Annotated in this window: 11 protein-coding genes; 5 read left to right on the top strand and 6 right to left on the bottom strand. The window is 66.4% G+C overall.

The features are described 5' to 3' along the window. Positions 1-4 precede the first annotated feature (4 nt). The gene (locus SE15_RS14640; protein ID WP_201778112.1) at positions 5-301 is read left to right on the top strand and encodes a hypothetical protein; all 297 of its coding nucleotides are present in this window, start codon (positions 5-7) and stop codon (positions 299-301) included. Positions 302-322: 21 nt separating this feature from the next. On the opposite strand, the gene SE15_RS12870 is transcribed toward SE15_RS14640, so the two are convergent. Next, positions 323-1120, bottom strand: coding sequence for an aromatic ring-hydroxylating oxygenase subunit alpha (locus SE15_RS12870; RefSeq protein WP_201778111.1), 798 nt, complete (start codon positions 1118-1120; stop codon positions 323-325). A gap of 297 nt (positions 1121-1417) precedes the next feature. Between SE15_RS12870 and SE15_RS12865 the strand changes: the two genes are divergently transcribed. Next, positions 1418-2410 (top strand): DUF1848 domain-containing protein, encoded by a 993-nt coding sequence (locus tag SE15_RS12865; protein WP_201778110.1) that lies wholly within the window; start codon positions 1418-1420, stop codon positions 2408-2410. Here SE15_RS12865 and SE15_RS12860 read toward each other — a convergent pair. The 5 genes from SE15_RS12860 to SE15_RS12840 form a co-directional block, all read right to left on the bottom strand. Continuing rightward, the gene (locus SE15_RS12860; protein WP_054522542.1) at positions 2407-5217 is read right to left on the bottom strand and encodes a LuxR C-terminal-related transcriptional regulator; all 2811 of its coding nucleotides are present in this window, start codon (positions 5215-5217) and stop codon (positions 2407-2409) included. The genes SE15_RS12865 and SE15_RS12860 overlap by 4 nt on opposite strands. 167 nt (positions 5218-5384) lie before the next feature. Continuing rightward, on the bottom strand, positions 5385-5993 hold the full coding sequence (locus SE15_RS12855; RefSeq protein WP_054522541.1) for an HD-GYP domain-containing protein: 609 nt from the start codon (positions 5991-5993) through the stop codon (positions 5385-5387). Positions 5994-6076: 83 nt separating this feature from the next. Further along, the gene (locus tag SE15_RS12850) at positions 6077-7462 is read right to left on the bottom strand and encodes a glycerate kinase type-2 family protein (RefSeq protein ID WP_083461945.1); all 1386 of its coding nucleotides are present in this window, start codon (positions 7460-7462) and stop codon (positions 6077-6079) included. After that, positions 7459-10686: a diguanylate cyclase gene (locus SE15_RS12845; RefSeq protein ID WP_054522540.1), complete on the bottom strand. Its 3228-nt coding sequence runs from the start codon at positions 10684-10686 to the stop codon at positions 7459-7461. The genes SE15_RS12850 and SE15_RS12845 overlap by 4 nt, the downstream gene beginning before the upstream one ends. Further along, positions 10683-11837 carry a polyamine ABC transporter substrate-binding protein gene (locus tag SE15_RS12840; RefSeq protein ID WP_054522539.1) on the bottom strand — a complete coding sequence of 385 codons (1155 nt, stop codon included), beginning with the start codon at positions 11835-11837 and terminating at the stop codon, positions 10683-10685. Before SE15_RS12840 ends, SE15_RS12845 begins: the two co-directional genes overlap by 4 nt. 58 nt (positions 11838-11895) lie before the next feature. Between SE15_RS12840 and SE15_RS12835 the strand changes: the two genes are divergently transcribed. The 3 genes from SE15_RS12835 (at position 11896) to hutI (ending at position 15100) form a co-directional block, all read left to right on the top strand. Then, positions 11896-12420: a hypothetical protein gene (locus tag SE15_RS12835; RefSeq protein WP_054522538.1), complete on the top strand. Its 525-nt coding sequence runs from the start codon at positions 11896-11898 to the stop codon at positions 12418-12420. 182 nt (positions 12421-12602) lie between these two features. After that, complete coding sequence (locus SE15_RS12830; RefSeq protein WP_083461944.1) at positions 12603-13814, top strand: LCP family protein; 1212 nt, start codon at positions 12603-12605, stop codon at positions 13812-13814. A 17-nt stretch (positions 13815-13831) separates the two neighbouring features. After that, positions 13832-15100, top strand: a complete 1269-nt coding sequence (gene hutI, locus SE15_RS12825; RefSeq protein WP_054522536.1) for an imidazolonepropionase — start codon at positions 13832-13834, stop codon at positions 15098-15100. Positions 15101-15130 lie beyond the last annotated feature (30 nt).

Here is a 15130-nt window from a genome sequence, read left to right as displayed (position 1 = left end):
GGGCATGCTTGAAGGCGGGGGAGAAGGAACGGCTCAAGAGATGTCCGGTCCCATGCGCTGGCACGTCACTGCGTGGATGGCACTCTTGCGCGAGAAATGGCTGCCCCGGCCCGGCATTTCTGAGCAGGTCGGTTCACTGCCCACCCTTGGCTTGTCTTTGCAATTCGGCCCGCCTGCGCCGGTATTCGATGATCGGCAGGTCGCCGTGGATGAGAATCTCACCGCTCTTCAAACCGCTGACCTGAGGCTGATGGGTGATCACTACCCGCCGATCCTCATGAGCGATGTAGAGGTTCATTAGCATGGCGAGTTTGGCCGTAAGTCAGCCAAGGACCGGTAGGCGGTTGAAGCGCTGGTAGAAACGCAGGTAAAGGAGGGTGTGTTCTTCATCCACCGGTACGAAAGCCGCCACAATGCTCACTTTATCCGTGATGTAGTTCTGCCATAAATTGGGGAAGAGGAATTCAAGATATTGGCTGCCTTCCGGTTTCGGCGCCAGTTCCGCGGCGCGCCTGGCAGGACGGCCGTCGTCAACGCGGTTGTATACGTAGATGCGGAACCTCTGCTCGCCTTTCCAGACGACCACCGGGCCGTCCACCACGGTGCGGTTACCGCGACCGATTGTGTTGCGGTGAACGAAGGGCAGGTGCATCACATCTAACTGGTTCTCGACCACCCGGGAGTAATGCACGTTCCACAGGTCCTGTGCCGAAGCCCACTCATAACTGCTATCCAGGTTATCAAAGAACTCGGGGGGTTGCAGGTCCTGGGGGACGGGGTTTCCCCACCAGATCCAGATGAAGCCGTGCGCTTCGTAAGTCGGGTAGGTGCTTAAGCGCAGCGCGCGGGGAATGACGCCGTGGCGCCCGTATGCCGGCACCCGTGTGCAGGCGCCGGAGGCGTCATATTCAAACCCGTGAAACGGGCATTGCAGATGATCTTGTACGACTTTTCCGGCGCTGAGGGCTACCCCCCGGTACGGGCAGCGATCCACGGCGGCCCGGACCCGGCCGCTCTTCTCCCGCCAAAAGACCATTTTTTCTCCCATGCGGGTTACGCCGATGGGGCGGTCTTTCACTTCACTGGATTCCAGGACGACATACCACTGATTGCGAATCACCGATGCCTCCTCAGGTTCGTTATGAGTGTTCATTGGTTTTATGAGGGAAACCTTGTTAACTACGGACCCGCCTCATCCAACCGAGTTTTTTGTGGAAAGCGCTTTTTCAGAATGTGATGAGTTCTTATCGGCTCTATTTTAGACTCTCCTTTCAGGTGAGGGTTAGCGATTTTAGGACCCATTTTCGGCGTTGCGGCATTTTTCGGCATGGGAATCTGCCGCCAGTGCTCTTATCCTGCCGGATTTGGAAACCCTTATTACGGAGGCAGAGGATGCGCTACAATGGAGGGCGGGGCCGTGGCCGCCCATTCCCGCCCCGGGGTGTGCCCGGCTGAGCGGGCCGGTCCGCGCCCCTCAGGAGGAGGGATGATCATCAGCGCCAGCCGCCGCACGGATATCCCGGCGTTTTACGCCCGCTGGTTCATCAACCGGGTGCGGGCAGGCTTCTGCACCGTGCCCAACCCCTTCAATCCCCGCCAGGTCAGTCGGGTTTCGCTGCAACCCGAGGCGGTGGAGGTCATCGTCTTCTGGACGCGCAACCCGGTTCCGCTCCTGCCCTACCTGGATGAACTGGATGCGCGCGGATTGCGCTACTACTTCCAATACACCGTGCTGGGGAACCCGCGTGCCCTGGACCCGCGCTGCCCGCCCCTGCCCCAGGCGCTGACCACCTTCCGGCGTCTGGCCGAGCGGGTGGGGCCGCAGAAGGTCATCTGGCGCTACGATCCCATCGTGCTCACCCCCCACACCGATGTGGCGTTTCACCTGGCCACCTTTGCCCGCATTGCGCAGGCACTACGTGGGGCGACCCGGCGGGTGGTGATCAGCCTGGTGGACCGCTACCCGCCCGCCGAACGGCGCCTGGCGCGCGTGGGCTACCCGCTGATGGACGAGCGCCTTCCCCCGGGCGAATGGGAGCGCCTGATCTGCACGCTGGCGGAGACGGCCACCCGTAACGACATGGAGATCGTCAGTTGCGCCGAGGAGCGCGATCTAAGTCCTTACGGCGTCCGCCCGGGCAAGTGCGTGGATGATGCGTACATCCGTCAGGTCTTCGGAATTGAGGTGACGCACCGCAAGGACCCCCACCAGCGTAAGGCGTGCGGGTGCGTAATCAGCAAGGACATCGGCGCTTACGACACCTGCTGCTTTGGGTGTGTGTACTGCTACGCCACGCGCAATTTTGAGCAAGCCGGGCGGCGCTACGCGGCCCACGACCCCGATGCGCCCTCGTTGGTGGGCTGGTGCGACATCCCGTCATCCCCAGAAGAGCCGTCTGGGGCGGGCTAGTTCAGCAATCCCAGACGGCGGGCGCGCGCTACGGCCTGGGTACGCGTGCGTACCCCCAGTTTCAGGTAGATGTTGTTCAGATGGCGCTTGACCGTGTTGAGCGCCAGGCACAGGCTCAGGGCAATCTCGCCGTTGGAGTAGCCCTGGGCCACCAAATGCAGGATTTCGCGTTCGCGGGGGGTGAGCAATGCCGCCTTGGCAGATGCGGCGGGGGTGGGTGCGGGGGCTTCCGCCGGGTGTGGGGGGGTGGTGAAGGCTTCCATTAGATGGTGAACGAACGCCGGGCTGGGTGGGGCGAAAGGTGCGGTGCGGTGGCGCCGTGTGCTCTGCAAGTGCCCCAGCAGAGGCAGCAGGGCCGGCCCCTCATCCAGGAAGGGGCGGCGGAAGCCTTCCGGCTCGGCCAGGGCCAGGGCGTGGCTCAGCGCCGCCAGCGCGTCGGTGCGCTCCCCCAGGCGTTCCAGCGCCAGTGCGCGCAGGAGGTGGGCTTCAATTTGGGCTTCGACAAAATCGGCCTGTTCCAGGCGTGGCAGCAAGATTTCTAGAATCTGCAGGGCCTGTGCCGCCGGGAGGGGCTCGCCCTGGACGCGGGCCAGGGTGAGGCACAGGCGGGCCAGGTTCAGGCGGATGTACAAATCCAGGATGGGCGGTTCGGCGCAGGCTGTGAGGTTGGGGCCTGTGGCGCTCAGCCAGCCCTCGCGGTGCGCCCATTCCAGCGCTGGCGCCCACTCACCCCGTAGCAGGCCCAGGCGCAGGCGGTAGAGGTGGACGATGCGGTCGTCCAGTTCGCTCTGGGTCAGGCTGACCATGGCGTGCGCCCGTTCGAGCGCTGCCTGCGCCCCCTCCACGTCGCCCAGGCAGTGGCGCAGGTGGGCCAGATGCAGGTAGCCTTCCAGGGCAATGGAAGTGGGCAGCCAGGGCTGGCACAGTTCCAGCCCGCGTGCCAGGTAGGTTTGCGCCGCCGCTAACTCGTTGCGTTTGAGGAGAATTTCGCCGATTTCGATGTGCAGGTCGCCGCGAAAGCCCAGCGGATCGTGGGCCAGGTCGGTGGTCAGGGCCAGGGCGTGCTCGAAGGTCTCCAGGGCTTGTGCCAGCCGCCCACGCGCGGCTTGCACCTCCCCCAGGTGACAGCGCGCCATCATCATCAGCATCCAGTTGCCGGCGGTTTCTGCCAAGGCAATGGCCTCCCGGAGCGCCGCTTCGGCGCGGGGGAATTCGGCGGCCAGGGCGTGGTGCAGGGCCTGATTGAAAGCCACGTAACTGCGTGAGAAAACGTCTTCGGGGGGGAGCACTTCCAGCGCGCGGCGGGCCAGCGCGAGGGCTTGCTCGCCCTCGCCGCGCAGGGCGGTAATCATGGACTGCACGGCCCACACCCGCCCCTGCATTTCGGGGGTGGGCGCTTGCTGCAAGTGCTGTTCGGCGACGCGTGCCCAGGCGGCGGCACTTTCCAGATCCAGCGCCAGGGTCAGGCAGGTGGCGTAGAGCAGAGCCAGGCGCGGCTCGGCTTCGAGCAGGGCAGGGGGAAAAGTGCGCAGGTGGCGCAGTAAAAGGTGCAGGTGACCGTGTTTGAGCAGAGCCTCGCCCTGGCGGGCCATGAAAGCGGCGACAAAGGCCACATCTCCGCTGGCCAGGGCGTGGGTCAGCGCCTGTTGAAGATCGCCGTGGGTTTCCAGCCAGGTGCTGGCACGGCGGTGCAGGTCCGCCAGCAGGGGAGCCGGGTGGGTATCTTGCAGACGGCGGCGCAGGGCTTCGGCAAAGAGGGGGTGGTAGCGGTAGCAGGTGCCCTCGGCATCCAGCGGTTGCAGGAAGAGGTTGGCATGTTCCAGGCGGTGTAGTAGGGCCTGGGCTTCGGCGGCGTCCATGGGGGTGGGGGCCAGCGCGGCGCACAGGGCGGGGCTGAGCGTTTCCAGGATGGAGGTGCGCAGAAGAAAATCCTGCACCCCGGCTGGCTGATGATTGAGCACCTCCTCGAGCATGAAATCCAGCACGTAGTCATGCCCGCCGGTGGGGGATGGGGTGGGAGGCCGGGCGCCGCGGCTCAGGGCGAGCAGTTGCAGGCCGGCAATCCAGCCCTCGGTGCGCTGGAGCAGGCTCTCCACCTCGACCTCGGTGAGGGTCAGCCCCATGACCTGGGTGAGGAAGGCATGTGCCTCCTGCGGGCTGAAGCGCAACTCCGTGGCGCGCAGTTCGGTTAGCAGACCGCGCGCCCGCCAGCGTGCCAGGGGCAGAGGTGGGTCGTGGCGGGTGGCAAGCAGCAGGTGGAGATGCGGGGGGAGTTCCTCGATCCAGTCGGCCAACGCGCGGAGGAGAAGGGGGGTGGTGAGCAGGTGAAAATCATCCAGCACGACGGCCAGCGGCGTGCTCAGAGCCTCGAGGGCGTTGGTCAGGGTGATGAAGGCGCTTTCAAAGGCCGCCGGGTGACCGTGGAGGGTCCAGGTGGCGGCTTCGGTGGGCAGGTCCGTCAGGCCGGCCTGGCGCAGTGCCTCCCCCAGGTAACGCAGGAAGAGGATCGGCTCGTTGTCCTCGGCATCTAGGGTCAGCCAGGCCAGGGGATGAGCCCAGGTCTCTGCCCACTCGGCCAGCAGAGTGGTCTTGCCGAAGCCCGGCGGGGCCGAGAGCAGCACCACCCCCTTCTGCAAGCCGGTGTGGATCTGGGCTACCAGGTGTGGGCGGGGGATGCGGGCGTGGCGCAGGCAGGGCGGGCGCAGTTTGGCGCGGCGCAGGGGCAAGGAGGACAGAGGGGACGTGGCAAGGGCCGCCCCCGGCTCGGATGGGCTTAACGGACGGCCGGTGTTGGAAAAGCGGTACATGGGCCTTTTCTCCCGCCCGCACGGCCCCATGGTTGGGCCGGAGTGCACTTTTAGTATAGCACCCCTTATCGCAGCGGGAACCCCCTCTCTGTGTAGGCGGTTTTCTTCGCGGGGCAGGTTAAGGGTGTTTTTGGCGTGAGGGGTTGAAGGGAGAGGCGGGGGAAGGATTAATCGGCGGGCTGGGGGGCCAGGGTAGGGGTTAGATCCCGTCCGTTGCGCTGGAGGATCTCCCAAAAGGCATCCACCACCTGGGGGTCAAACTGGCGGCCGCGGTTGGCCAGGAGGTAGGCGCGTGTCTCCGCTTCGCCCCAGGCGCGGCGGTAGGGCCGGTCGGAGCGCAGGGCATTCCATACATCCACAATGGCGAAGATGCGGGCGACCAGGGGGATGGCCTCGCCGGCCAGGCCGAAGGGGTAGCCACTGCCGTCCCACTTTTCGTGGTGGTAGAGAGCCACTTCCAGCGCCGGATGGAGTTCGGGCAGGGGGGCGAAAAAGTCGTAGGCGTAAAGCGGATGGCGGCGCATCAGGCGCCACTCCTCCGCATTGAGCGGGCCGGGTTTGTAGAGAATTGCGCGCGGGATGGCCAGTTTGCCAATGTCGTGGAGCAGGGCGCCGCGGCGCAGGTGGCGCAGGGCTTCTCCCTGCAGCCCAAACTTGCGCCCCAGGCGCAGCGCCAGACGGCTGGCCAGTTGACTGTGCCAGGAAGTTTCCTGAATTTCCTGCTCCATCAGGCGCACCCAGTAGTTGACCCAGCGATCAATGGTTTGGCTGTTCATGCACGCCCCGGGGTAAGTGGTGTCTCCGGGTATCATGCATGCAAGTCCCGTGCCAGGTGGGCTGTCCGTTGGTCGAAAGGGGTTCAGAAGGCGAACAGGAAAGCCAGGTCGTTGACGTTGGTCTGGGTAGGGCCGGTGATGAGCAGGTCGTCCAGGGCATGAAAGAAGGTGTGCGAGTCGTTGCGCGCCAGGTAGGCGTGGGGATTGAGCCCCAGCGCCTGGGCGCGGGCCAGGCTGGCTCCGCTGACCACGGCCCCTGCGGCTTCGGTGGGTCCATCGCCGCCATCGGTGGCCAGGGTGAGCAGGAGAACCTCCTCCAGGCCGGCCAGGTCGGCAACGGCACCCAGTGCCACTTCCTGATTGCGCCCGCCGCGCCCATCGCCGCGCAGGGTGACCGTGGTTTCGCCGCCCAGGATCAGGCAAGCGGGGCGGGGCAGGGGTTCGCCGGTGGTAGCCACCTGACGGGCCAGCGCGGCCAGGAAGCGCCCGGCCTGGCTGGCTTCGCCCTGCAGGTGGGTGGTCAGGAGCAGGGCGTGAAAGCCCTCGGAACGTGCCTGGGTCAGCGCCGCCTGGGCGGCCTGGTAGTTGTTGCCCACGATGAGGGTGTGCACGCGCTCAAAGAGCGGATCGCCGGGTTTGGGGGTTTCGGGGATGGCGCCGGCGGCACCGCGTTGCAGGTGCGCCAGAATGGCCGGAGGCACCTGAGGGGTGAGCCCGTAGCGCTCCAGGATGGCCAGGGCATCGGCGTAGGTGGTGGGATCGGGAACGGCCGGGCCGGAGGCGATCACATCGAGGGGATCGCCCACCACATCGGAGAGAACGAGCACCAGCAGGTGAGCGGGGGCGGCCAGGCGGGCCAACCCACCGCCTTTGACCCGATCCAGGTGCTTGCGCAGGGTGTTGATCTCATGGATGCTGGCGCCGCAGGCCAGGAGCAGGGAGGTCAGGTGCTGCAGGTCTTCCAGGGAGATGCCCTCGGCGGGGGCGGTGAGTAGGGCCGACCCTCCGCCGGAGAGGACGAGGAGGACCAGGTCCTGGTCGTTGCAGGTGGCCAGGTGCTCGAGCAGGGTGTGCGTGGCCGCCACGCCGTGAGCATCGGGCAGGGGATGACCGGCCTCATGGGTGACCACCCCCCGCGCGCGCAGGGAGGCGGCCAGCGGGCCGCCGTGGCCGTACTTGGTGATGATCAGCCCGCCGCTGAGATCCTCGCCCAGCACCTCGGCGACGGCCCAAGCCATGGGCACGGCGGCTTTGCCCGCGCCGATGAGCCAGAGATGGCGCAGACGGCGCAGGTCGTAGGTCCGGCCTGCGGCGAGGAGCACCTCCCCGCGGCGCGCCAGGTGTTGCCGCACAGCGTGGGCCGGCTCGACCGCCTGCAGTGCCGCGCCCAGGATGCGGCCAACGGCCTGGGCGCGTGCCTCGCCCAGCACCTGCAGGGTGTGGGGCTGATTGCGCAGGATGGGGATCATTCGAGAGGGCCCTTCCACAAGACGGCCTGGTTGCGCCCGCGCTCTTTGGCCTGGTAGAGCGCGGCATCCACCTGCTTCAGCCATTCGTTCAGGTCGGGGTGGTCCTGGGTGAAGGCCACCACACCGAGCGAGAGAGTGATCTGGATGGAACGATCTCCGCCGTTGAAGGGCGTCTCGGCAATGGCCCGGCGCAAGCGCTCGGCCACCCCCAACGCGGCCTCGGCATTGGCTTCGGGGAGCACGATTAAAAACTCCTCGCCGCCGTAGCGCCCCAGGATGTCGAAATCGCGCAGTTGCTGCTGACAGCGCTGGGCCAGTTCGTGCAGGACCTCATCGCCCACCAGGTGGCCGTAGGTATCGTTGACGCGTTTAAAGTGGTCAATGTCGGCCAGGATCATGGCCAGGGAGCGGCGGTAGCGCCGGGCGCGCTCGATCTCACGTTCGGCCAGTTGCAAGGCGTAGCGGCGGTTGTAAATGCCGGTCAGGTCGTCGGTGATGGCCAGGTGCTTCTCGCGCTCGTAAAGGCGCGCGTTGTGGATGGCCAGGGCGGCCTGATCGGCAAAGGCCTTGAGTAGGGCCAGGTCCTCAGCGGTGAAGGCATGGGTCTCGCGAGTGCAATCCAGAGTGATGACCCCGACCGGATGGTCACGCAGGAACATGGGGGCGGCGATGGCCGAACGCACGGCGCGCACTTCGGCAATCTCACCGTCGTAGCGCACCTCGTCATCCGCGCGGGCATCGGGGATCAGGATGGGCCGTTCCTCACGCAGGGCTTTGGCGGCGTAGCCCGCCTCACGCGGAAAGCGCATTTCGTAGATGCGCGGGTCGGTGTAGCCGTAGAGGGCTTCGATGACCAATTCCCCACGTTCGGCATCCAGCAGCAGCAGCACACTGCCACGGTCGGCGGCGGGGATGGCCTCGGTGGCGGCTTCCAGCACGCGCTGGAGCAGGGGCTTGAGTTCCAGTGAAGAGGTTAGGGCGGCGTTGACTTTGGCCAGGGCCTCGGCACGACGGCGCTGGCGGCGCTCGTTTTCCAAAATCCGCGTGTTGCGGATGGCAATGGCGGCCTGCAAGGCGAACAGGTTGAGCAGGTTGACCTCCTCCTGGCTGAAGGAACGCTCGCGGTAGGTGGCCACGTTGAGCACGCCCAGGAACTCCTCCCCCCACTGCACCGGCAGGCCGATCACGGCGTAGACTTCGGATTCCTGAGGCAGGTTGGTCAGGCGGCCTTCCCAGTGGCGGTAGTCGGAGACGAGCAGGGGCTCGCGGCTCTGTAGCACGCGCCCGGAGAGGCTCTCGCCGCGGCGGATGATCAGCCCCAGCGGGAGCGCATGCTCTCCCAGGCTGACCACGCGCACGAGGTGATCGTGCTCGGGCTCGTAGAGGTAGAAGCCCCCGGCGTCGGCATCTACGATCTCAACCGCGCGGCGCACCAGGGAGTTCAGCAGGGTGGAAAGGTCGAGGTGTGCGGTAAGTTCAAGGGTGGCCTGGCGCAGGGCTTCCAGTTGCTGTTTCTGGCGCTGCAGCCGCTCTTCGGCGAATTTTTGCTCGTTGAGGGCCAGCATCAGTTGGCGGTTGAGACGGCGCAGTTCCTGGGTGCGCTGGTGGATGCGTTCTTCCAGGTCGGCGTGGGCCTGATGCAGGGCTTCTTCGGCCCGCCGGCGCTCGTGCAGTTCTTTCTGCAGGGCTTCCTGCAGGCGCAGCGTCTGCACGGCTGCGGCCAGTTGGTCGGCCAGCATGGCCAGCCAGCGCTGTTCGTCCTCGCCCCATTGCTCGGGCGCGGCGGCTTCCACGCGCAGCAGGCCCAGCAGGTCATCCCGCCCGCGCAATCCGATCAGCGCGCGCGGGCCTTCCACATACACCTGGGGGATGGTGCCGCTCAGCCAGCGCTGGGGGTTGGGGGCGGTGGGGGGGAGAGCGTCCGGGGAGGAGGGGGTAGAGGCAGTGTTGGGGGCCTGGCGTGAGGCCACCAGCACCAGCCCCCCGGCGGCATCGCGCATGAAGATGTAGGCCGCGCGGATGAAGGGGAAAAGGGCGTAGAGACTATCCAGGGTGTGGTTGCAGAGGGTTTCCAGGTCGCGGCTGGCGTTGAGGAGCAGGCTCAGCTGGTACAACCGGGTCAGGGCTTCGGTCTGGCGGGTGAGGGCGGCTTGCTGGCTCTGCAGGGTCTGGGCCATGGTGTTAAAAGCCTGTGCCACCTGGCGCAGTTCCTCCGGGCGTTGGAGGTTCAGGCGGTGCGCCAGGTGCCCGGCGCTGAGCGCCAGCGCTCCCTGACGCAACTGCTCCAGGGGGGCCAGCACCTGGCGGCGCAGGTGCGCATCGGCCCCCAGGGAGAGGAGCACGGCCAGGAGCAGTACCCCGCCACCCAGAATGCCCAGGCTGAGCAGGCTGGTGGCGTGTGCTTCTGCCTCGTTTGTTTCGGCCACGAGCACCCAGTCGGTGGCGGGGACGGGGGCAAGGGTGCGCTCCACCCAGCCGCCGCTGAGCCCGGTGGCGAAATCAAAGTGCATTGGGGCTGTAAGATCCGTAAGGTAGGGGAGAACCTCTGCCGGCAGGGTCGTATTGCCGAGCACCACCTGAGGATCGGGATGGGCCAGGATGTGCCCGCTGCGCTCGACCAGGTAAACCACCCCGCTGCGGCCCAGGGCGGTGGTGCGCGTCATCTCCCACAGGGGCTCGAGCGAGACCTGCGCAATCACGACCTGCCCGGTGCGGGTGGGGGTGGCCAGGAGCAGGTAAGGCCGGCCCTGGGGGGAGATCTGAAACGGGCCAATGTAGGTGCGCCCTGCCCGCGCCTCGGCCAGCCAGCGCGCCTGGGGCAGGGTGATCAGGCCCAGGGCGGGCACTTCTTCCCGGCTCAAGGTGGCTTCCAACGTGCCGTCGGGGGTGAAGACCTGTACTCGGTCGAAGACCGGGTAAAGATCGAACAGGCGCTGGGCCTGCTGCGGATGCCGGGTGGCCTCATCTATGCCGATCAGGGCAAAAGCCTGTAGGTGATTGGTGGTCTGCTCCAGAAACGCCCGGATGCGCAGGCCCAGATTGTGGGTCACCTCGGCCTGGCGCTGCTGCCAGTCGCGGGATTCGGCCCGGTAGATGAGGCCGGCCGTCATGGCCAGGACGAAGCCCAGGGTGAGCAGGATTAAACCGCGCAGCAGGCTTTGAAAGGTGCGGCGCAGGGAGGGGGAGCGGGCCGGGATCGGCGGGGGAGGCGGGGTGGATTTCATCGGGGCGCCGGCGAGGCAGAGGGGGTGGGGGCAGAGGTGGAGCGATCGCGGAGGAACTGCTCCCAGATTTGATTATACGTCATTTCGGCTTCGGGACTAAGCGGCAGGGTCAGTTCGGCGTTGCTGAGCGCCTCGGCAGGCGGGAAGATCAGCGCCTGGAGCTCGGGTTCCAGGTGCACCTGTGACCACGAGGCCTCGTTGGCCGTGGCCCACAGACTGCGGGTGGTGATCTGCGCGCTGATCTCGGGGCGCAGGAGGTAATTCAGCAGGCGCAAGGCGGCTTCGGGGTAGCGGGCGCCGCGGGGAATGACGTAGTGCTCCATCCACAGCAGGGTGCCCTCGGCCGGCAGGGCATAGACCAGGTCGGGCAGGGCCTGGCGGGCAAGGATGTAATCCCCCACCCAGGCCACGGCTACCCAGGCCTGCTCCTGGCGCAGGGCTTCACCGAGCGCCTCTGGCTGGTAAGGGACGGGCGGGAGGGCCGCTAACTGGCGCAACTTGAGCGCGGCAATCTGAAGGGCCTGCAGGTCGGCGGTGTTGGCCGAGTAGCCCAGGGCTTTGAGGGTGAGGCCGATGACCGTTCGTGGGTCATCCCAGAGGAAAATGCGCCCGCCGTAGGCCGGCTCCCACAGGTCGGCCCAGCGTTGCGGAGGCTGGGGAACGCGCTCGGGGCGGTACACCAGGCCGGTGGTGCCCCAGGAGTAGGGCACGCTGTAGCGGTTGCCGGGGTCAATCACCAGGTCGCGGAAAGCCGGCGCAATGTAGCGGAAATTGGGCACCCGGGTCAGGTCAAGCGGGAGCAGACGCTCGGCCCGGATCAGGGCGGGTACCTGCTCGTTGGAGATGATGGCCAGATCGCAGGGCTCGCCCTCGAGCAGGCGCTGGCGGGCCTCTTCAACGGTGTAGTAGTGGCGCAGTTCGACCGGGATGCCGGTTTCGGCGGTGAAGCCCTGGAGGATCTCGGGGGGGACATCGTCCTCCCAATCCAGCAGGATCAGCGAGGCGGCCGGTGCGGGAGAGAGGGTGGTGGGCGTAGGCAGGGGTGCGCAGCGGCTGAAGCCCCACGCGGCCAGCACGAACAGGATGGGCAGCCAGGTGGGTAGGCGGAAGGGTCGAACCGGGGTCGGGGTACAAACAGGTTCGTCGCTCACATTGCACTACCCCAGGATGGACGACGATGAAGCCGCGATGCACGGTGAGGATTAGGGTTTGCTTGATTATAACAAACTTCAACCCCCCATGGCTAGGGGTGAGATTAACAGAATTGCAAAACGACAAATGATTTCGGGCACGTTCTTTGCACGGCGCGCTCTGCCGCGTTGCCCGGAGGCGGACTGCCCGGCGTGGAACTTTTTGCCCCTTTTCAGCGTATTAATTTTCAGCAGCCGTCGCACCCGCCCCGGCCCGCCGGGCAGTGGCGGGGAAGATGCCGGGCTGATCTGCCCCATAAAGAAGGGGCCGAATGCAGGTGGCCCTTACAAATTTGTTGGGCCGGGAAGGTTCGGCCTGACAAAAGTGTTGGGAAAGGCGGTATGGCCGTTAACTACAATGAGAGTAACCGCAGAGGTGCATCAGGGTTTAACCCTGCAAAGGCACAAGCGGTTGGGTGGTCAGACTCCCGTGAGGGAGGGGAAGGAGGAAGTCAACATGGCGTTCATCGTATATGCGGTGGTTGCGTTGGTGGGCATCTTGTTCCTGGGATGCACGTTGCTCGGGTTACGTTCTTCGGAGTGAGTCGCGTCGCGTGGTGGGCAGCGGGCATCTCGCCGGTGCATGGTCTGTGATGCCCCCCGTCGTTGGGTCGGGGGGTGGGTAAGGGTTGTTTTTTGCTCCTCCTGGGGTTGGGCAGCGGGTCGTCGTCGTGACGGCCCGCTGTTGCTTTGGCGCAGCGGCGGCTGTGCTATAATGCCGGCAGGATGGCATACCGTGGGTCTTTTCTCGGACTGCGCCGGTTGAGGTGGTTATCCCTGGGCTTGGCAGGGCTGATGCTGGGGGGACTGGCCGCCTGTGCCGCCCAGCCTGCGCCTCCGCCGTTGCCGCCAACCCCCAGCCTGCCTGCGCCCACTTTTACGGCTACCCCCTCGCCGACCCACACCCCGCGCGCCTTTGCCACGCCGCGGGTTACGGCGGAGGTGCCCATTCCCCCGCCGCTGAGGGTGAACCTGCCCGCTGAGGTGCGCACGCTGGTCCTGCTGGGCAGTGATGCCCCTGCCCCCCACATCGGACGCACGGACGCGATCTTGCTGGCGTTTTACCACCCCCGCCTGGGGCGCGCCAGCCTGCTCTCCATCCCGCCGGATCTATATGTGTATCTGCCCGGGCTGTCTATGCAGCGCCTCAATGTGGCGTATGCCCTGGGCGGGTGGCGCCTGCTGAGCGAGACGCTGGCGTACAACCTGGGGGTGCGCCCGCAGGATTATGTGCTGGTGCACCTGGAAGATTTCGTTTATCTGGTGGATGACCTGGGCGGGCTGGAATTGACGGTCACAGGCCCTCTGCCCCCCATGTGCGGGGACATTCCCGTGGGGACGCACGTCCTCAGCGGCGATCAGGTGATGTGCTACCTGCGCGTGCGCGAGGGTGAGGCCGAGGCAGAGCGCAACGCCCGCCAGCAGCAGGTGCTGGAGGCGCTCTTCCTGCGGCTGGTGCAGGGGGGCAACCTGGTACGCCTGCCCATGCTGTACCGCACTTACCGGGCCAGCGTGGAGACCTCGTTGGGCCTGGAGGACCTGCTGGCCCGCATCCCGTTGGCTCTGCGCCTGGGCGATCCGGGGCACCTGGGCTTCTTTCGCTTCTCCGCGCAGGCACTGACCCCCTTCTTGCTTGCGGAGCGACCGCGCACCAGCGTGTTTCTGCCCAACCGCGCGGCATTTCAAGCCGAGATCCAGGATGCCATTGACTACGTGCTCACCCCGGTGCCGTTCTCGCAGGTGGTGCTGACGCTGGAGTACGAACTGACCATCTCGCCCACCCCCACCCTCACCCGCACCCCCACCCCGACCCCCAGCGTGACCCCGACTCCCACACTCACCCCCACGCCGGAGGTGACCCCCACGGACACGCCGACTCCCAGCCTGACCCCCACACCCTCGCTTACCCCGACCCCCACCCTCACGACATCCCCCTAGAAACGGAGATTCCGCCCATGCTCATTCACTCGGCAAGTCAGCTCTTGACCCTGGCCGGTGGTCCCCAGCGCGGACGCGACCTGGGCCGCCTGGGACTGATTGAAGACGGCGCCGTGCTGGTGCGCGGCGGCCGTATTGAGGCGGTAGGCCCCAGCGCGGTGCTGCGCGCGGCCTATCCCCATGAGGAGACCTGGGATGCCAGCGGACACGTGGTCATGCCCGGTTTTGTGGACCCCCACACCCACCTGGTATGGGCCGGGGATCGGGCGCAGGAATTCGAATGGCGCACCCAGGGCAAGACCTACCAGGAAATCGCCGCGGCAGGGGGCGGCATTCTGGCTACCGTGCGCGCCACGCGGGCGGCTTCCCTGGAGGAACTGCTGGCGCAGGCGCGTCAGCGCGCCTGGACGATGCTGCGCCACGGGACGACCACCGCCGAAGCCAAGACCGGCTACGGCCTGGAGCCCGCCACCGAGTTGCGCCTGCTGGAAGCCATCCTAGCGCTGAATGCCGAAGGCCCGCTGGAACTCATCCCCACCTACCTGGCGGCGCACGATGTGCCCCCCGAATTCCGGCACGATCCTCAGGGCTATGTGGATCAGATTTGCATCGAAATGCTGCCCGAGGTGCGGGCGTGGTGGCAGGCCCATGTGCCGGGGCGCCCTTTGCCGTTTGTGGATGTCTTCTGCGAGCGCATTGCGTTTGACCTGGCGCAGTCGCGCCAGATTTTAGAGCGGGCGCGGGCGCTGGGCTTTGGGCTGAAGATCCATGCGGATGAGTTTGAGGCCCTGGGCGGAGCACGCCTGGCGGCTGAACTGGGGGCAGTCTCTGCGGACCACCTGGTCAAGACACCCCCGGAAGACATTCGTGCGCTGGCGGCAAGTGCGACGGTGGCAGTCGCTCTGCCCTGTACCCCCTTCGGCCTGGCCCAGCCTGAGTACACCCCGGCGCGGGCGATCCTGGAGGCGGGGGGACTGCTGGCACTGGCGAGCGACCTCAACCCGGGGACGGCGTGGTGCGAGAGCATGCCCTTTGTGATCGCGCTGGCGTGCCGCTACCTGAAACTCACCCCCGCCGAGGCCATTGCCGCGGCGACCATCAATGCCGCGGCGGCGATCGGAGTGGCGGATCGCCTGGGCTCGCTGGAGCCGGGCAAGCAGGCGGACCTGCTGGTGCTGGAGGTGGCGGACTACCGCCACCTGGGGTATCGCTTCGGCACTAACCCGGTCAAGCGGGTGATGAAGCGCGGCGTCTGGGTGGTAGAAAATGCGCCGTCAGGTGCTTGACGTCCCGACGGCTTGGGGTAGAATTTAACC

It is taken from the genome of Thermanaerothrix daxensis (genome assembly GCF_001306145.1).
GTDB classification, from domain to species: domain Bacteria; phylum Chloroflexota; class Anaerolineae; order Anaerolineales; family Anaerolineaceae; genus Thermanaerothrix; species Thermanaerothrix daxensis.
Note: the sequence above shows the minus strand (reverse complement) of the source record. Positions and strands in the feature narration are given on the sequence as shown.

Bases quoted from the DNA above. Each gene is read 5' to 3' on its own strand.
- SE15_RS14640 (WP_201778112.1), top strand. From the start codon at position 5: ATGCTTGAAGGCGGGGGAGAAGGAACGGCTCAAGAGATGTCCGGTCCC.
- SE15_RS12860 (WP_054522542.1), bottom strand. From the start codon at position 5,217: ATGTACCGCTTTTCCAACACCGGCCGTCCGTTAAGCCCATCCGAGCCG.
- SE15_RS12855 (WP_054522541.1), bottom strand. From the start codon at position 5,993: ATGAACAGCCAAACCATTGATCGCTGGGTCAACTACTGGGTGCGCCTG.
- SE15_RS12850 (WP_083461945.1), bottom strand. From the start codon at position 7,462: ATGATCCCCATCCTGCGCAATCAGCCCCACACCCTGCAGGTGCTGGGC.
- SE15_RS12845 (WP_054522540.1), bottom strand. From the start codon at position 10,686: ATGAAATCCACCCCGCCTCCCCCGCCGATCCCGGCCCGCTCCCCCTCC.
- SE15_RS12830 (WP_083461944.1), top strand. From the start codon at position 12,603: ATGGCATACCGTGGGTCTTTTCTCGGACTGCGCCGGTTGAGGTGGTTA.
- hutI (WP_054522536.1), top strand. From the start codon at position 13,832: ATGCTCATTCACTCGGCAAGTCAGCTCTTGACCCTGGCCGGTGGTCCC.